Origin of the sequence: Lutimonas sp. (genome assembly GCF_051011215.1) — a bacterium.
Lineage (GTDB): Bacteria > Bacteroidota > Bacteroidia > Flavobacteriales > Flavobacteriaceae > Lutimonas.
Window position 1 is genome coordinate 47,883 of record NZ_JBPCUJ010000020.1, and the last position, 16,876, is coordinate 64,758.

The window sequence follows — 16,876 nt, forward strand, 5'->3', positions numbered from 1 at the left end:
TAGTTCGAAACTCAATCCTGTTGATCATAAAATAGATAGAGATCTAAAGTATAAAAATCAGTTTTGCTTGATTGACATTGCTCCCGGAAATATATACATAGTAGGTCCCTTTTGAAAGGGATGACACATCGAGATCCAGATCGTTTTCAAACCCTATGCTTCGATGGAGTACCATGGTTCCGTCCATGCTGAATATTTTTAAAATCTCCGCCTCGTCCGGTACATTTTTTATTTGCAAAACGCCCGCAGCGGGGTTCGGAAAAATCTTGACTCCCTTATAGTCAGCATCACTATTAAATACGGATAAGGTCACTAATTCTTCAATGAGAAAATTTGCAAACAGCACTTCTTCATCTCGCAGGTCCTGAGCATTAATCAGACTCCTGTAAAGCCCCCACTTCGGTCTCACAAATTCAGCCTCAGGACGCCAATTGACAATGGCGCCATTAGAATAGTTCAATAATAATTGATCGTCGCTAATCCGACGTATCTCAATTTCATAGCTTCCTGATACTCCGTAAGCAATGGTCTCTGAAACTTCTACCCATGCCCCTTTAAACGGCGTTAAATCAGTTTTCAGAAGTGTGATCTGTTTGTCTGTTTCTGCATATCGAAGCTCAAGTTGATCTGGGCTGCCTTTCCTTGCTGTTAATGTATACATAGGCATGCTTTCCAAAGACCCTCCCACAGATTTAAGCTGATGAATATGAGAAAAGTTTGGTGAGGCCTGAAAATCTTCGTCTAGTTTAAATTTCCATTGATACAATACAGTTTCACCCGCCACTCCTAGCAGCTCATCTGGTGATTTATCATAGGTCTTGATTTCATTTCGCTGACGATCAAAATTCTTACAACGATCATTGTCCGGACTCACGTGCATAAAAAATCTAAAAACATGGCTACCTAGTTCCTCATCAAACAACTCATCTATATGTCGATCAAAGTCTGCATGACTGCAATCAGGAACTTCTACCGGATTATGTCCCGGCGCCAAAACATTGCTGATCAACTCATAGGTTTCTCCAGGTCCATCCGCATCAAGATGGGTTTGCCCTAGAACTGCCAGAACAGATAACATAAAACATACACTAATTAAGCTCTTCATATAAATTGGTTTACCAGTTTGGTCAACCAAATATAGTCAAATTTTTATCATACCCACTATTTCGAATAAACGAAATTTAAATACTTAGATATGACGAAGATTCCATTCATATTCTTTTCATTTTAATTTCACAATCCTTTCTAAGGCTAGGTATCAATCCATCGCAAAAGAACTTATTCCATTGATGTTTTTATGCTGATATTTTTTTATATTTTGCATACTACAATAACCAATCCTTTTATAGCTTGAAGCTCATCTATTCTTATCTTTTGTACATCACCGGCTTTTTGGCGCTGACAACACTGCTGAATTTTATAATTGGTTATGAATTCTTAACAGGCCCACTGATAATTCTGACCTTGGTCTTTTTGGCCATTGGTATTCGTGGCCATGCTTTTTTCAAAGGCTTCAGTTTTACAGTTTTGATACTGGCTTCAGTAGCGGCTTCTCTTTTTTATCCTGTCTTGTTTATCCAATGGGGGACGTTTGAACTAAAAGACCTCATTGTTCCATTGCTGCAGCTCATTATGTTTGGCATGGGAACAGCCATGCATTTAAAAGATTTTGTTGGTGTCATTAAAATGCCCAAAGCAGTAGGTATCGGCATTGTTTGCCAGTTTACTATTATGCCACTTGTTGGAACTTCAATAGCCTATGCATTTGGTTTTCCTCCGGAAATTGCTGCGGGGATTATTTTGGTGGGTGCCTCTCCCAGCGGACTTGCATCCAACGTGATGTCGTATATCGCCAAAGCAAATTTAGCTTTGTCGGTCACCTTAACTGCCTGCGCAACCTTACTCGCCCCATTGATGACTCCATTATTGATGGAACTGCTTGCGGGTGAATTTGTACCCATTGATTTCTGGGCCATGGTATGGAGTATTACAAAAATTGTAATTCTTCCAATTATTGCGGGATTGATTTTCAATCATTTCTTCCATGGCAAGGCCAAATGGCTCGATAAATCCATGCCATTAGTATCCATGGCAGGAATCGCCTTTATCATTACCATTATTACGGCAGCAGGAAGAGACAGCATCCTTGCCATCGGTCTGGCCTTGGTAGCTGCAGCCATCATTCATAATTCTCTTGGGTACCTGCTTGGGTATTGGGCCTGCCGACTTTTTAGATTGCCAGAGCAGGACTGTAGAACGATTGCACTTGAAGTGGGTATGCAAAATGGAGGGCTCGCATCAGGGATTGCCCTGGAAATGGGCAAAGTCGCTACCGTTGGCCTGGCTCCTGCCATTTTTGGTCCCTGGATGAATATCTCAGGCTCATCCCTGGCCACCTGGTGGCGGGAAAAAAGCATCAAATCCGAAAAAGGAAATTAAAACTCTTGGCATTACAACAGCAGTTCCAAATCAACTGCCGCTCAGAGGAGAGTCAAAAATTCCAACTGCCAGTTCTGCCCACAAGAGCACAAGCGCTAAGAACAGAACAAAGCCCAAAAGGATGCGTTGCTTTTTATTTTTAACCTTTCTTAAAATAATTTCAAGAAAAAAACCAGTACTCATAAGTAGTAACCCGGCAACTATAAAATCACCAATAGTCCAGTTTACCTCATCTGTAAGTTGCATGGCTAACACAGGTATCATCAACAACAAACCAAAAGAACAGACGATAAAAATCCCTCGTTTATTATTTTCTACAATATTCATTTTAGTATAGTTAAGTGGTTAAACTAATGTATGGATATGATTTAAAGTTACAAAAATCTAATTACTTTGTAGTTTTCTAAGATCTGCAACGCTTTCTTTCTCAAGAGAAAAATACAATACTTCATGCAGGGCCTCTTCTCCTGCAGGACACTGAGCTTCTATGCCCACTTTAACAGTATCAACAGGTGCCATGGCCGCTAAACGAGCCATTTTATAATCAACTCCATCTGTTGACCAATGCATGGCATACAAATTGTCTTTTCTTGCAATTTTAAGCCAGATCATGTCTTCATTGGTCAAAATAACACCATTGGCATCGTCAGATACATCCCTGGTGACCACCGTAACAATTCCTTTCCCGGTAGCATCTGAATTTTCAAAGGCAAATTTTATCCAATTCTTTTCATTCAAATAAATCATGATAGATACCGCATTCCACATGTCTTTGAAATCCGGCTTTACCAATGCTGTAGCAACAAAATCACCGCTTTGTTCTTTATATAAAAAAGGAGCTGTTCCTGTAATAGCTCCTGTACCGGGATCATTGAAAAAATCTGTTTTAGCCCCTACCTCTATCTGCAGGACATTGTCTTGTATATTGAAAGAAGCCGGTTCATGCATCCATACAAAACCATGCAAATCTTCTTTTGTAAACTCTTGAAAATCATTGCCTTCAAAAGATTCATTATCAACAACCTTTTTCTTTTCTGCAGGTTTGACATTTTCATTGCAGGCAGCTTGACCAAAGAAAACCGAACAGATTATCACAACCAAAAAGGTCCTTTTTACGAATTCAATTAATACCATGAAGTGGACTTTAAATGAGCTATCTAATGTAAAAAAAAGTCCTGAAAAAGCTCCATCCTTCGGCAGAATAAATGCTTACTGCTTAAGAGTCGCCAGTATTTTATCCTCAATATACTGATTGTCCTCACTGTTTTGCACATGCTTGGAATTCAGTAATAATTCAGCTTCCTTTAAGGAAGGAAATATAGTTCTGGCTCTTTTTATCATTTTCTCTCCGGGAAAAATAAGGTCATGCTTGGCAGCAAAAATAGAGATTGGTGTTTTAATCAGTTGTGCTCGTTCTTTTTTTATCAGAGGTACCGGGCTAAAATCCATGGTAAAATTCAAAAACACGCTTGACAGAAATCTTAAAGCGAATTCATCACGATCCGTAAACAGCTGCGCCAGAAACTTTTCTATATACCTGGTATTCTTTGTTTTGATAAACCTCTTCATAGGTATAAAAATCTTGAACAAAGCCTTCAATGGATTCCCGTTTACAATATAGGCAGGTGCAGATAAAAACACCTCTTTAACCCTGCTTTCATCATATTCAAGGGTCTTTAAGATAACCAGTCCTCCAAAGGAAAAGCCAGCTAAAGTTACATTTGATACATCCAAAGACTGCATGATTTCATTCATCCACTTGCCATAGGATGCATCCTTCATACTCAGTCTGACCTCTGCACTTTTGTTCGGTTGTGCGAGGACATCAACGGCATAGACTCTAAATTTTGAAGGCAACTTATGATATGTTTCAAGGGCAATCGGTGCGCATCCATTCGATCCGTGCACCACAATAATGGGAGGAGCATTTTCTGCTCCGCTTATTAAAATATTCGTTTCACCAAAAGAAGTATTTACAGATATGCTCGTAACCTCAAGGTTGAGGGCCTTTAATTTTTCATCATAAAGATTCAAAACCTCTTTCTTTCCTTCTATTGATTTAAATAACGACCTCTGCATTAATTTAGTCATGGTTCCATTCATAAAAGTTCGATCCTTCATTTAAGCTAAAGCCCGTCTTCGGATACAAATTGTTACCTACTAAATTTGATTTTTCAGTTTCTAAAAACATGCCACAGGCAGCACTTTCTCTTACAAGCTTTTTTGCCTGTTCAATGAGTCCGATGGAGACCCCTTGGCTTCTGTATGCAGGACTGACAAAAAGATCATTCAACAGCCATAATTTTTTCATTCGTGTGGACGAAAACAAGGGATATAACTGAACAAAACCAGCCAGACCATTGTCTGTATCAGCAACAAAAATTTCAGAATCCTGTGCGGTTAGTCTTTCGGCTAAAAAAGCCTTGGCACCTGCGATGTCAGTTTTCTTTCTATAAAACACCCTATACTGATCAAACAAACCAGACAATTCGTTCAGATCCTTGATTGCTACTTTTCTATAATTCATTTTTCTTTTAAGTCTTAAAACAGATTCTCCACCTTGTTTATTTTCCTATGTATCGACTAATGGTAATCCTGGTTTCCTCTACACTATCCCGTTCCTTTTAAACCACCGGACAAAGCGTTTACCAATAACAGTAACATTAAAAGCAACTGATGTTCCTCTTCGGAATCACTTTCTACATTCATTCGCCAATTTGTGAGTGTTTTTATTTGGAGCTCGTGAAGGGTTGCCAAGGCTTCTCTTCTCAGCTTATTATTCTCCAATCTAGACAACCTTCTGTCTTCTACCGAGGTTCCCATCAGATCTTCAATTTGTTCCAAACACATCGTATAGTCTCCCAAAATAAGTGCCATCAATTCATTTTTTACAGCAGGGTCAATTACCAAATCTGCAAATTCTTTCATGATACCGGTGTCCGAATTCAGAAGGTTTGTTTCTATCTGAATCAAACCAAATTTTAAAAATGGCCAGTCCTGTGCAACCCCCTTCATATATTCAAAATCTTCAGGGAATTCTTCCTTAAATTTACCCAAGGCCGTGCCAGTTCCAAACCAACCTGTCAAATTAAACCTCGATTGATTCCAACTGAATACCCAAGGAATAGAACGTAAATCATTTAAGGATCGTTGCCCTGTTCTTCTTGCTGGTCTGGATCCAATTTTACTATGTTCTAAAACATCTATTGGCGTCGCCTGACTATAGAATTCTATAAATTTAGGATGGTCCAGAAGTTGCCTGTATTGCACTCGAGACATATGTACAAGCCGGTCCATGATACCAATTATTTTTTGATCATTATCTTTTTGAACCGGTATCATTGCTTGTCGGGCAGTTCCCGAAATCATCATCTCTAAATTATAGCAGGCATTTAACCTGTTAGCAAACTGATTCGCGATGGTTTCACCTTGTACAGTCATTTTGATATGACCGCTCAAAGATCCTGCAGGCATACTTTCCAAAAATCGATGAATTTTTCCACCACCCCTGCTAATAGTTCCACCTCTTCCATGGAAGAATCGAAGTTGAATCCCTAGGTCATCTCCCACCTTGGTTAGTGCTTCTTCTGCCTTGTAAATTGTCCACCTGCTTGTCCAGATACCTCCATCTTTATTACTGTCACTATAACCGAGCATCACACCTTGAACAAAAGAATCTTTATCTTTTATTTTTGCCTTAACCACCGGGTGTTCTAAAAATGAGGTCAATATTTCCGGACCTGCATGCAGATCATCAATGGTTTCTAAAAGAGGTACTACCGGAAGGCTTGATTCCTGAAGTCCCACTTCACGTAAAAACAAGAATACAACCAGCAAGTCACTTAAACTTCTTGTCATACTGACAATAATTGAACCCAGTCCGTCCTCACCATATTTATCGACGTACTTTTTTACTTCATTAAAATAACCCAGTACGTTGTCAGCCTCTGTTCCACAGGTAGAATTCGCCACTAAAAAAGGGCGTTTACTTTTTAATTCCTCGTTGATAAAAGAAAGTCTTTTTGCTTCTGACCAACTCGCATAATCAGCGTCTTGAAAACCAGAAGCTTTTAATATCTGACTGATGGCTTTTTCATGGTATTCACTGTTCTGTCTGATATCCAGCTTAGCCAAATGAAACCCGAAACTACTGAGTTCTCTCTCCAGTGGAAACAAATACTCTCTGGCAATTTCACCAGCCTCTAATTCATCCAGTACTCCTCGCAGCTTGCTCAATTCATTGGCGAAATCATCAGGCCTCTGGAAATGCTGTTTTGCATCCAATGCGCCTTTGGCCTTCAGGGTATTATCAAGTCTGACGATCATAAGGTTGATAAATTGACGAACGGGTTCAGAAGGGTTGCGCTCCAATGCCCATTTACCAGCTTCTCCCAAATCAGCTGCTATTTCTTCGATATTCTTTAAAAACACAGATGAAAATTCATTCTGATACATAGAAAAACTCAGTTTCTGTGCCAATTGAACCAGCTCCTTTCTTAAGATCTTTAAGGCAGCCTTGCGATGTAATTCTAAGGTTTCTCCTGTAAACTCAGGAGTCACAAAAGGATGCCCATCTCTGTCACCACCAACCCAGCTTCCAAATTCTATGTTTGGATATGTATGGGGTTGATCAAGTTTCTTGGCATCGAAACCTGCATCCTTCCATGCATTGAGCAATCGCTGATCTGTCAATCGCAGCGCTTCTGGAAACACATTCACAAAATAATGCATCACATTGCTGCGTTCATCCGCCAAGCTCGGTTTCTCGAGATAGATTTCTCCAGTTCGCCACCAACGCTCTAACAAACTTTTTATCTCTTGCCGAATCGCTGCTTTTTCAGAAGTCGACCATAAGGGGTTTTCGTTTTTGACCAACAACATATACAGTTCCCTGTGAATATCTAAGACTGTAAGCCGTTTTGCCTCGGTCGGGTGAGCTGTTAATACAGGTACCACTTTGATTTTTGGAAACAGGTTCAGCATTTCTTGTTCTGATACCCCGGATGATTTCCATAAATTCAAGGTTTCTGCCCAAGAGCCTCTGGTCGTTTCCAAGCCCAATCTGGTTTCCGTTTTTCTCCTGAACTGGGTCGCTGCATTCTCTTCAACTGCATTCAACAGCTCAAATGAGATACCAATGGCCTGTGCCAGCTTTTCATCTGAAACTTTGCCATTAGGAATTGGTGAATCATCATGATCCAAAGGAATCATTGCTGCTAAATCGGCTTCTCCTAAGGATTCAAGCATTTCCTTGAAGGTGGCAATCAAATAGGCAAAATCTGTTCTTATCTTTTTAAGCCCCTCCTGCTCAAGTGTTTTCTTCTCCATTAGTGATACTATTAGTTGTTTCTGTGTTATTTTTATTTTATTATATCATTGAAATAAAAACGTCATAAAAATCTGTTTATGAGTATTTTAATTCAAATTTCTTCTTCTTTCTGAATGAATTTTTCAAAGGTGCAAATATAATCAAAACTTTGCAGTGCCAGTCAGAAATTCAAGAGCTATCATTTATTTTGGGATAAGATCACAGAACCAAAAACCCATTTCTGTTGCCTTAATATCAGCCTCCTTATCCGGATTTTTATACGATCTAAATACCTTTTCCCCAATTGAAAAGTCAACAGGGTTATTAAATATGGGACCGTCATAGCAAAAAGTATGAAATTCCCCATACTCTCCACAGGGATCAACAGTAGATGGTAAATCCTTGACAAAGTCAGCATCAAGTTCACGACCAGCAAAAGAAGCATCCAGGAATTCGTCTTTCACACAAATAACAACCGCTTTAAACCCAAGACTCAAAAACTCTGCAATAAGTTCTTTTGTATTTCTTTTCCACAAGGGAAAGCAACAGCTGATATCATACTTTTTCAATTGCTCTTCACGATATGCACGCAGATCTTCCAGAAATATATCTCCAAAAGCAGCATGTGAATACCCTTCCACGTTTAACAGTTTCACCGTTTGCTCCATGGCTTGATTGTACACCTCCATGCTTGGTTCTTCGGGAAGTTCAATGATACGCAAAGGCAGTTCAAGCTCTTGCACTTGCCTTTCGAGTAGTTCCCTTCTTAGACCATGCATGCTAACCCTGTTGTGATATCCATTGATTGTGGTAAGCAACCCATCAATTTGATACGCATGGTTCTTTTTCAAATGATACAAGGCCAAAGCAGCATCTTTTCCCGAACTCCAATTAAAATAGGTTTTTAACTTTTCCATTAGTCAATTAATTCTCTTTAAAAACGATTCGATTAATTTTTTCTGCTTCCATTGTTAATTCACGTATCAATTGCACAAAGCATCAAGGTAAAAACTCATACTTTGGCCATGGGAGGTCCATGAATCCATGGCCTTATCTCTGGAGTAAGCCTTCTCTGTAGCTGATGTTGCTGTAGACAAGGAAAAATACTTACTTTTTTCATTCAGCTTCACACTTTCGACCCATTGTATACTGACCACTACATCTTCCAACTCTTTTTCCAGATATATCTCATAGGGCTGCAAATCCACACTAAACCATCCTAAGAAGGCATTGTTAATTTCAAAAATGATATTTTTTTTCACAATTAATTCGGTTGGAATACCATCTTCAAGTTTGTAAAAATTGATTCGGAATTTCAAGGATTCAAATTCATTGGAAGAAACATTAAAATTCAGACTTTTGAGAAAGCAATTCTTTTTAATTCTGAATTTCATGCCTTTTTCTTTACTTAACCTGTCATCTACCCCCTTCTCATAGTAGGTATAAAAATTAGCATGGGTCAATCCAAGGCCCTTGGAATGTCTCCCTATTTTCTTTTCTTTAGGTGCCTTTCCCAAGACTACAACTTCCTGCAGATCATTGATCACAGATCTCATTCTTATTTCCACCAGTCCATCAAATTCTTTCAAAGGCACTTTCTGAGTCTCAAAACCAATGTGAGAAAATATGAGAGTGTCATTTTGATACTGAGAAGGATCCAATTTTAATTTAAATTTACCCTTAACATCCGACACAGTTCCGATCCCTTTTTTCTTTATGCCGATATTGACATAGGGAAGTATTTCAAGTGTTTCTGCATCAATGACAGTACCCGTAAGAATTGTTTCCTGCCCCTTCGCATCTACATACAATAACATAGACAGACTAACGAGCACATACAGGCAGATCTTTTTTAGATTTTTGATTGGGGGATTCATAAGATATAAGAAGTATTATTAATTCGCATCATTGTTTAAAAAGCGTAATCCTTCATACAAGGCTACCAAGGGAACAGATCTGTGATCCTCACTTTCAAAATAGTCAATCTCAGCCTGTAGCGGTTCTACCGACTTTCGATTTAACAAGGCATAGAAGGTATCATGTCGCCCTTTATTTTTGCCATTATTCCCTTCTCCGCGATTCGCTGATGCGATATATAATTTCTTTCGAAATGATGCAGGTGTAACAGCAGCGACCTTATCATTCATCATTTGCTCATCCCACCAAATACTTGGATCAATGGCCAGAAAACTATTAAAAATACTGTTTTCATCGATATAGGCATTGACGGCAAGCAGGCCTCCCAACGAATGACCTACCAGCGTTCTTTCATCAATGGTTCTGTAATTTTCATCTACATATGGAACCAATTCCTTTTCAATAAATTCTAAAAAACTCCAACCACCTCCCATGGTATTCTTTCGTTTGGTCTTAATCTTCGTCACAGTAAAATCGCGTTCACGATCAACATTCTCTATCGCCACAATGATGGTTTCCGGCATGAAATAATTTCGATTCCGAGCGGAACTCATAAAGTGAACCACTCCAGCGGTTGTCTTAAAAAATACAGCCCCATCCAATAATATTAAAACTGGATATGCCTCATCATTTTCAGATGCATAATAATTCTCGGGCAATTGAATAAGACAACTGCGGTCCTCATTGAGCACTTTTGAATGAATCATAAATTCAAAGGCATTTGACGCAATTGGTGTTGTCTGAGCAGTTAGAGATGCTAGTGTCAATAACACAACACAACATACTACTATTCCCCTCTTTAGATATTTCATAACAATTAGTCTTTATCGTTTTTATTTGGAAAAATAATGTACTAATACTTCCCCTATCAATTTAACTTTAAGAACGAAGAATTTTTTCCATTTTTCTACCTTTGGCTAATTCATCTATCAACTTATCCAGATACCTCACTTCTTTGGTTAAGGGAGTTTCAATTTCTTCGATACGATACCCACAGATCACGCCTTTGATCAATGCCGCATTTTCATTGATCTCTGCCGCCTCAAAAAGTTCCTTAAAAGTAGCCTTCTTATCGATCCAGTTTTGTATGTCATCAGCGTTAAAACCAGTAAGCCATTCGATGACCTCATGCAATTCATCCTTTGTTCTTCCATTCTTTTCAATTCTCGTCACATAATGTGGATAAACAGATGCAAATGTCATTTTTGCAATCCTTTCGTCGTGTTCAGGGCTCGTACTCATATTTTTTAATTAATCAGTTTAGAGTTGCTAAGATAATTGATGCTGACCATATTCAAAAAGTCAGATCGTATAAATCAATTGAATTCTATGTAATTTATTCTTCATCAACATACCTCCTCTTAAATCGCTGCGCAAGTTCATCAGATAATAACAGTATCTCAGGTTTGTCCTTTCTGAGAAGGACGGTCCAATCTTTAAAAACATCCCAATCTTCATTCCTAAAAATGGCGCCGCCAAATTCTTGGATTAAATCCTGATAGAGCCTTTTCTCCTCCTCCTTTCCCGTTAAAATCCACACCTTCTGTAATTTTCCGTTCTCAAATCGAAATTCAAACTTCCTAGGAAAACCGGCATACTCGATTCCAAATCCATTCACCTGTGTTTGCGAATAGCTTGGAGTTTCTTTTAATTTTTCCACCTGAACCAGAGAACCTTGCTCTTGAATCAAAGGCAATAATTCTTCCACACTGCGGCCCATTTTCACAATTTCAGGAAGTTTGACAGAGGGATTATAGACCACTTGCTTGTTTTCCGATGCAGATAAATATGGATTGTTCCAGGTAAACAAATTAGGATGCGTTGCCTCTTCAGTCAGAAGCCAGGCCATATCTTTGTCAAGGTCAATAAACAACAAATCTGATGCATAGATTTGATAGTGCATATAGGTCTGTTGTTCTGATTTGGTTTTATTTCCTAAGCCATTGATCACCTCACCCTCGGCTTGAATATATGTTAAGCGATTATCAGCAAATGTAAAAACAACCTTATCCAGCGTATCGCTTCCAACAATGACCTGCTTTGCAACCAAATGTGTCTCAAGTTGCGCCGCTATAGGGAAATTAGGCGAAGAAAATGAAAACAATTGTGTGCTTTCGGCAATAGCATCCACTTTATGCTTCGTTTCATCCACCGATTCGTAAAATCTCACATCATTTAAAACAGTCGTTACTTGCGCATTAGCAGGTAGCGCCGTGAATAAAAACAGCAGGCATCGAAACAAATACTTATTATTCATAATTAAATCTGGGGTCTTGTTCTAAAATGAGACGTCATTAAGACAAAGAAGTTACCTGAACCTGCCAATTAAAGATCATTTCACTCAACTATTGCCTGATGAATTATATATCACAGGCATTTGTCCTTTCCATTGCTGCCATAAATCAGTATTATCAATTAATTGGGACATAAAATGGGCTACATTAATCCGACTGGTTTTACCCGGATCAAAAATAGCGCTTCGGATTGGAGACGCATAGGTATCATAGGAAGACACCTCTTCCTCATCTATCAAATTGTCAGGTCTTACGACAACCCATTCTACAGATGGAGACGCCGCTCCTATTTCATTCAACAAATACGCAGCAGCCTGTTCATTATCAACATGAGGTGGCAATAGCAGGCGTAAGAGACCAATTACCAATTGTTGACCCAATGAAATTTGTTCACCTGCACTGGGATTCCGATTGCCAGTCGTATTCATCAGGACGAATTTTACCTTTTTTTCAGCTTGTAAAGCTTCTATAGCTTTACATAATCGACTCGTGGCCTCAGTCACCAATTTTCTTGGTGCTCCATAAATGCCTTTAAAGTTAAGATTATGACCTAAACAGGAGGCTACAGCATCACAGTTTCTAACAAGATCCATAAGGGATTCATTGTCAAGATCTAACAAGTTAGCCTCCCGCAATGATATTGCTGCATTATTTTTCCACGACTCAGGCAACTTTTCAATCGAACGAACTACAATATGTACTTCGTGCTTTAACTCGAGTAATTCTTCGACCAATTTCATTCCGGTAGCACCACTGGCACCTACAACCACTATTTTCATCAATTCTGTTTAAAGCGTCCTATTTAAATTCTTACCATTTAGAAGGTAACAATTGAGTTTACTTCTTATGAGACGACCCAAACCGATCTATGTTACACCTCATTTTCATAGGAACTTCTTAGATCACTTTTGATTCTTTGCTGGCTTTTTGATCCAGGTACTTTCCTACACCATAGCCAATCATCATTCCGAAAGAGAGCCCCATCGCCAGCCCTAAAGATCTTTCCATATCACGTAAAAATATGATCCCGAATACCATTCCAAAAGTCATTCCTAATGCTATTCCTTTATTTGTATAATGGTCCTTTAGGGTGAGAGAAAATTTATCGTTTAAAAATGCTTTAAAAGACTCCTGTCTTTTTTTAAGGGAACGGTTTCTGTCATTCTGCCCGGCTTCTTTAACGATTTTTTCAAGTTCTGTAGTGATCAGTTCTAATTGATCTGTCGAAAATTCTCTTTTTTCAAGTTCAGAGATAATATGCGTATAAACTTTGTAGATCTTCAGTTTTGCTTTTTTCGGATTTTCTGAAATTAAATTTTCAAAATAATTTCGTGCTTCTGTTAGTGTCATAATTATTGTTTTTCTTAATAGGTATTCCGAGACTACGAATTATTACAGGTAGCTCAATTTTTTTTTCAGAAAAGATGGAAACAAGGAGTTCCCAGCCCTTATCAGTCTCTCAATTCTTCAACATCCTTTAGCAATTCATGAAGTTTTTTAAATATTCTGCCATACACTAAATTTAAATCCCATTCATAGATTCGCGTTCCAAAAAAAGCAAGCAAACCGATCACAACAACAACCCCGATGACTCCAACCAATGGGATTCCGAAAATGAGTATCATATCCGGAAAATGATTCAATTGATGAATGATAAGTCGTTCCCCCAGATACATTCCTTCTGCATCTTTAAAATAGAAACCCAAAACCATGGACATAAAGATCACAGGGTATAAAAATCGAGATATTCTTTTATTGACAGATACCTGCTTATCCACCCAATTATTAAAGTCTTTTAAATATTCATAACTATTTTCGCCTTTATCAATTTCTTCCAATCCATTCAACAGCTTCTTATTGACAATAACAAGCGCTGTTAGCGTGATAAAAAAGATGGAGCCCATAATTGGAATTCCTATATAAAATGACATCACTAAAGCGACAAAGGAAAACACCACAATAGCGATCAGGTTAATTCGAAACATTCGTTTGAATTTGTCAATAATATGTATTGACTTTTTATTGTAAAGGTCTACTACTTTTGGAGCCACAAGTGCATCACTTTTGAGAAAACCCTCTTTCCAAATATTTTCAATTGATCTTTCCATCCAGTATTTTTTTTAATCTTGTTTTTATTCGGGTAACACGTACCCCGATATTATTCGGACTGGTACCAATAACAGCAGCAATCTCTTTGTAAGGCCTCTCTTCTAAATAAAGCGTGATAACGGCCCTGTCTATTTCTGATAATTTTCGAATCGCATCATAGAGCAAATTCAGAGATTCATCTGAAAAAGCATAATTATCTTCCGTTTCCTGAACAGGTAAGGCATCAGAAACAAAATACTGTTTGCTATTCTTCTTTTTCTTAAGCAAGGTGAGGCAAACATTTAAAGAAACACGATACACCCAGGTACTCCATTTGGATTCCTCCCGAAAACTCTCTCTGCTTCTAAATATCTGCAAACATACTTCCTGGTAATAATCTTCAAAATCCTCCTGGGAGTTGGTATAGGCCCGGCATAGCTTTATGATGATTCCAGAATGAGGAAAAATGTATGTGGTATAAAAATCGGTACTCAATAGTATTTATTTCAATGAGTGGTTGAAACTCAAAATTATTACAGGTTTAACTAAATATTTTAAAAAATAATATTATCGTGCTGAAAAACAACACATTAAATACTATTTATTTTTAATAATTTAAGCATTTATAATTCGCTCCAGCAGTCTTCTCACCTGTAGATCCCCAAAACCATAAATAGGCTCACGCTTATTGAATTCGGTAAAAATCTGACCAAAATCCCGGGTATTTAGCTCTTTCATGATAGCCCTTAAGGACCTTGTCGGCCTTCCTTCATCACCTTCTTTTGGGATCCGATCTATATGCGCCCTAACCGCCTTTAAGATATATGGATAAACAGCTTCAAGTTCTATCGCTGCTTTCAGTAATTCTTGAGAATTCTCGTCCCGATAAAAGCCCCAGAGATCAGCAATAGCTTCCAGGTGATTCAATTGAACCCTTTGCTTATGGACATTGAGAAGTGCTGTTTCAGACAGACCTCCAAATCCATATTGATGATGCCCCTCAGGCCTTATCAAATAGACGCTGTTTTTTATTCGATACTGAACAAGGAGGTGGGCGATAAACCAAAAATTTACCTGACAAAAAAGATCATCCTCAAACCAAAGGTTCACTTCACTCTCTTCCGATATGCTTCTAATTTTATCAAATTCTGTTACTACCTTATCAAAATAATCTTGTTTACTACCTCCGTAATTTTCACTGAGAAATGTTGCTCTGGTTTCAAAAAAAGCTTCAGGCGTTGCACCATTCAAATCTCCGTCAATCAAGCACTCCCTCATCACTATGATGCTCCCTTCAATATCTTCGGGAAATACCTCTTTCAGAGCATCTCCGTTTAATACATGATATTGTTTTTCCATAATTCCTTAAAATCTGTAACATCAAAACTTCCCGCTATCAAATGAATAATGATTTAAAAATCATTCTTTGTCAAACCGACATTAAAATCATTAGCTATGGCTTGTATAACTTACCATTTTTGACCACCATAAAAACATCCTCAATTTGATCAATATCCTTAGTAGGATCAGCATTCAAAAATAACAAGTTGGCCTTTTTACCTTTCTCAATTGTGCCCTCGGACGCCAAAATGCCCGTCGCTTTTGCAGAATGCTTTGTTGCGGCCACCAAAGCCTCCATAGGACTCATATGGCATTGCTCCACCAATAATTTCATTTCATATTGAACAAAAGTCTTTTGGTCTGAATCACTGCCTGCCGCAATCATTACATTATTTTCCGCCGCTTGAGCAATGATTCGTTTCCCTATTTCATATACCCACGTATATTTCGGTCTTTCCGCATATTTTTCCAGCACTGTGGTAGTAGCATCTAAAACAACGTCATTGTTCACCATGGCCTTATACAAGACTGTAAAATCTAACTTTTTAAATTCCTTATCCCAAAATAGGGAGTCATTTTCAACCTCAGCATGACGTTCCCAGCGTTCCTTTAAATTTTTGTCAGAAAGATAGTCTTCATATAGCAACATATTTGCATGAGAAACTGAAACAACCCCCGAAGCAATTACATCTGATGGCTTGGTTGGATTTAAGGCAGCATGAGACCAGACAACGATGTCTTGCTTCTTGGCCTCTGTTACAATATTCTTAATCTCCGTAGCTGATAGGTTGGCATATAATTTTATACCTGATGCTCCGGTTCCTTTGGCTTGTGCCACTTCAATCATTAGATTAGAAGTACTGTCTATCTGCTTCATATAGGACATCCTTCCACTCACTCCTCCCTGAGCGGAGGCAACCGTTCTGGGATCAGTGAAAAATTCAGGTCCCGCCATTAAGGCCGAATAGTAAATATTGGGACCGTCGACATCCCCCACCAAGGTGTTTCGAGCCAGACTCGACAAGGCACGAGCATCACCAGCCATATCCCTCACGGAGGTAATACCTGTCAAAAGCATTTCCTTGAGCACCATTTCTGCATGGTCTCTTCTTTCTCGGGTTGGATCTGTTGCAAAATGTACATGGGCATCAATCAATCCGGGCACCACATATTTGTTTTTTAAATAAATGGAATGGGTACTGTCATTCGCGACATAGTTTTGACTAGGGAGTATGTTCAAAATTTCATCCTGATGAATGACAATCGAATAATCCTTTAAAATAATCTTTTCATTTACATCAATAATATTCAACTGATGCAAGGCATAGGTATCAAAACTAAATTGAGCATAGGAATTTAATGAGATGAGCAATAGCAGGAAGCCTGCAAATTGAATAGATTTCATGGGCTTGTTATTGATTAAAGATTTTGAGTCATGGATACCATAATCTTTTTGCAAATTATCAAAGCCAATTTAGTGATTATTCCT

The 16,876-nt window shown here is 38.4% G+C and carries 18 protein-coding genes; 1 reads left to right on the forward strand and 17 read right to left on the reverse strand.

The window, feature by feature from the left end:
- Window positions 1-43: 43 nt before the first annotated feature.
- Entirely contained in the window at window positions 44-1,105 is a 1,062-nt protein-coding gene (locus tag ACR2MV_RS02515; RefSeq protein WP_434020318.1) for a T9SS type A sorting domain-containing protein, read from the reverse strand.
- Between the two features lie 245 nt (window positions 1,106-1,350).
- On the opposite strand from ACR2MV_RS02515, the gene ACR2MV_RS02520 reads away from it, so the two are divergent.
- A complete protein-coding gene (locus ACR2MV_RS02520; RefSeq protein WP_434020319.1) occupies window positions 1,351-2,439 on the forward strand; it encodes a bile acid:sodium symporter family protein in 1,089 nt (362 codons plus the stop codon).
- Window positions 2,440-2,469: 30 nt separating this feature from the next.
- Here the strand turns inward: ACR2MV_RS02520 and ACR2MV_RS02525 are convergent, their stop codons facing one another.
- From ACR2MV_RS02525 to ACR2MV_RS02600, 16 genes are all read right to left on the reverse strand, one after another.
- On the reverse strand, window positions 2,470-2,766 hold the full coding sequence (locus ACR2MV_RS02525) for a hypothetical protein (RefSeq protein ID WP_434020320.1): 297 nt from the start codon (window positions 2,764-2,766) through the stop codon (window positions 2,470-2,472).
- A gap of 57 nt (window positions 2,767-2,823) precedes the next feature.
- The gene (locus ACR2MV_RS02530; RefSeq protein ID WP_434020321.1) at window positions 2,824-3,573 is read right to left on the reverse strand and encodes a DUF1349 domain-containing protein; all 750 of its coding nucleotides are present in this window, start codon (window positions 3,571-3,573) and stop codon (window positions 2,824-2,826) included.
- Between the two features lie 75 nt (window positions 3,574-3,648).
- Complete coding sequence (locus tag ACR2MV_RS02535; protein WP_434020322.1) at window positions 3,649-4,518, reverse strand: alpha/beta fold hydrolase; 870 nt, start codon at window positions 4,516-4,518, stop codon at window positions 3,649-3,651.
- 4 nt (window positions 4,519-4,522) lie between these two features.
- Window positions 4,523-4,966, reverse strand: a complete 444-nt coding sequence (locus ACR2MV_RS02540; RefSeq protein WP_434020323.1) for a GNAT family N-acetyltransferase — start codon at window positions 4,964-4,966, stop codon at window positions 4,523-4,525.
- 83 nt (window positions 4,967-5,049) lie between these two features.
- Window positions 5,050-7,767, reverse strand: coding sequence for a phosphoenolpyruvate carboxylase (locus tag ACR2MV_RS02545; RefSeq protein ID WP_434020324.1), 2,718 nt, complete (start codon window positions 7,765-7,767; stop codon window positions 5,050-5,052).
- A 183-nt stretch (window positions 7,768-7,950) separates the two neighbouring features.
- Window positions 7,951-8,664 carry an ATP-binding protein gene (locus ACR2MV_RS02550; protein WP_434020325.1) on the reverse strand — a complete coding sequence of 238 codons (714 nt, stop codon included), beginning with the start codon at window positions 8,662-8,664 and terminating at the stop codon, window positions 7,951-7,953.
- A 66-nt stretch (window positions 8,665-8,730) separates the two neighbouring features.
- On the reverse strand, window positions 8,731-9,624 hold the full coding sequence (locus ACR2MV_RS02555) for a carboxypeptidase-like regulatory domain-containing protein (RefSeq protein ID WP_434020326.1): 894 nt from the start codon (window positions 9,622-9,624) through the stop codon (window positions 8,731-8,733).
- 18 nt (window positions 9,625-9,642) lie between these two features.
- A complete protein-coding gene (locus ACR2MV_RS02560) occupies window positions 9,643-10,476 on the reverse strand; it encodes an alpha/beta hydrolase (RefSeq protein ID WP_434020327.1) in 834 nt (277 codons plus the stop codon).
- Window positions 10,477-10,543: 67 nt separating this feature from the next.
- On the reverse strand, window positions 10,544-10,906 hold the full coding sequence (locus tag ACR2MV_RS02565) for a DUF2200 domain-containing protein (RefSeq protein ID WP_434020328.1): 363 nt from the start codon (window positions 10,904-10,906) through the stop codon (window positions 10,544-10,546).
- Window positions 10,907-11,000: 94 nt separating this feature from the next.
- The gene (locus ACR2MV_RS02570) at window positions 11,001-11,921 is read right to left on the reverse strand and encodes a hypothetical protein (RefSeq protein WP_434020329.1); all 921 of its coding nucleotides are present in this window, start codon (window positions 11,919-11,921) and stop codon (window positions 11,001-11,003) included.
- An 84-nt stretch (window positions 11,922-12,005) separates the two neighbouring features.
- Window positions 12,006-12,737 (reverse strand): NAD(P)-dependent oxidoreductase, encoded by a 732-nt coding sequence (locus tag ACR2MV_RS02575; RefSeq protein WP_434020330.1) that lies wholly within the window; start codon window positions 12,735-12,737, stop codon window positions 12,006-12,008.
- A gap of 118 nt (window positions 12,738-12,855) precedes the next feature.
- The gene (locus tag ACR2MV_RS02580) at window positions 12,856-13,308 is read right to left on the reverse strand and encodes a hypothetical protein (RefSeq protein ID WP_434020331.1); all 453 of its coding nucleotides are present in this window, start codon (window positions 13,306-13,308) and stop codon (window positions 12,856-12,858) included.
- Between the two features lie 101 nt (window positions 13,309-13,409).
- Window positions 13,410-14,066, reverse strand: a complete 657-nt coding sequence (locus tag ACR2MV_RS02585) for a hypothetical protein (RefSeq protein WP_434020332.1) — start codon at window positions 14,064-14,066, stop codon at window positions 13,410-13,412.
- Window positions 14,050-14,541 (reverse strand): RNA polymerase sigma factor, encoded by a 492-nt coding sequence (locus tag ACR2MV_RS02590; protein WP_434020333.1) that lies wholly within the window; start codon window positions 14,539-14,541, stop codon window positions 14,050-14,052. Before ACR2MV_RS02590 ends, ACR2MV_RS02585 begins: the two co-directional genes overlap by 17 nt.
- Before the next feature lie 120 nt (window positions 14,542-14,661).
- On the reverse strand, window positions 14,662-15,405 hold the full coding sequence (locus ACR2MV_RS02595; protein WP_434020334.1) for a DUF1835 domain-containing protein: 744 nt from the start codon (window positions 15,403-15,405) through the stop codon (window positions 14,662-14,664).
- Window positions 15,406-15,499: 94 nt separating this feature from the next.
- The gene (locus tag ACR2MV_RS02600) at window positions 15,500-16,792 is read right to left on the reverse strand and encodes an amidohydrolase family protein (protein WP_434020335.1); all 1,293 of its coding nucleotides are present in this window, start codon (window positions 16,790-16,792) and stop codon (window positions 15,500-15,502) included.
- Window positions 16,793-16,876: the final 84 nt, after the last annotated feature.

Excerpts from the sequence above, each read along its gene's own strand:
- ACR2MV_RS02515 (WP_434020318.1), bottom strand. The coding sequence starts at position 1,105 with ATGAAGAGCTTAATTAGTGTATGTTTTATGTTATCTGTTCTGGCAGTT.
- ACR2MV_RS02585 (WP_434020332.1), bottom strand. The coding sequence starts at position 14,066 with ATGGAAAGATCAATTGAAAATATTTGGAAAGAGGGTTTTCTCAAAAGT.
- ACR2MV_RS02595 (WP_434020334.1), bottom strand. The coding sequence starts at position 15,405 with ATGGAAAAACAATATCATGTATTAAACGGAGATGCTCTGAAAGAGGTA.
- ACR2MV_RS02555 (WP_434020326.1), bottom strand. The coding sequence starts at position 9,624 with ATGAATCCCCCAATCAAAAATCTAAAAAAGATCTGCCTGTATGTGCTC.
- ACR2MV_RS02600 (WP_434020335.1), bottom strand. The coding sequence starts at position 16,792 with ATGAAATCTATTCAATTTGCAGGCTTCCTGCTATTGCTCATCTCATTA.
- ACR2MV_RS02545 (WP_434020324.1), bottom strand. The coding sequence starts at position 7,767 with ATGGAGAAGAAAACACTTGAGCAGGAGGGGCTTAAAAAGATAAGAACA.
- ACR2MV_RS02525 (WP_434020320.1), bottom strand. The coding sequence starts at position 2,766 with ATGAATATTGTAGAAAATAATAAACGAGGGATTTTTATCGTCTGTTCT.
- ACR2MV_RS02565 (WP_434020328.1), bottom strand. The coding sequence starts at position 10,906 with ATGAGTACGAGCCCTGAACACGACGAAAGGATTGCAAAAATGACATTT.
- ACR2MV_RS02535 (WP_434020322.1), bottom strand. The coding sequence starts at position 4,518 with ATGCAGAGGTCGTTATTTAAATCAATAGAAGGAAAGAAAGAGGTTTTG.
- ACR2MV_RS02530 (WP_434020321.1), bottom strand. The coding sequence starts at position 3,573 with ATGGTATTAATTGAATTCGTAAAAAGGACCTTTTTGGTTGTGATAATC.
- ACR2MV_RS02575 (WP_434020330.1), bottom strand. The coding sequence starts at position 12,737 with ATGAAAATAGTGGTTGTAGGTGCCAGTGGTGCTACCGGAATGAAATTG.
- ACR2MV_RS02580 (WP_434020331.1), bottom strand. The coding sequence starts at position 13,308 with ATGACACTAACAGAAGCACGAAATTATTTTGAAAATTTAATTTCAGAA.
- ACR2MV_RS02540 (WP_434020323.1), bottom strand. The coding sequence starts at position 4,966 with ATGAATTATAGAAAAGTAGCAATCAAGGATCTGAACGAATTGTCTGGT.
- ACR2MV_RS02550 (WP_434020325.1), bottom strand. The coding sequence starts at position 8,664 with ATGGAAAAGTTAAAAACCTATTTTAATTGGAGTTCGGGAAAAGATGCT.
- ACR2MV_RS02570 (WP_434020329.1), bottom strand. The coding sequence starts at position 11,921 with ATGAATAATAAGTATTTGTTTCGATGCCTGCTGTTTTTATTCACGGCG.
- ACR2MV_RS02560 (WP_434020327.1), bottom strand. The coding sequence starts at position 10,476 with ATGAAATATCTAAAGAGGGGAATAGTAGTATGTTGTGTTGTGTTATTG.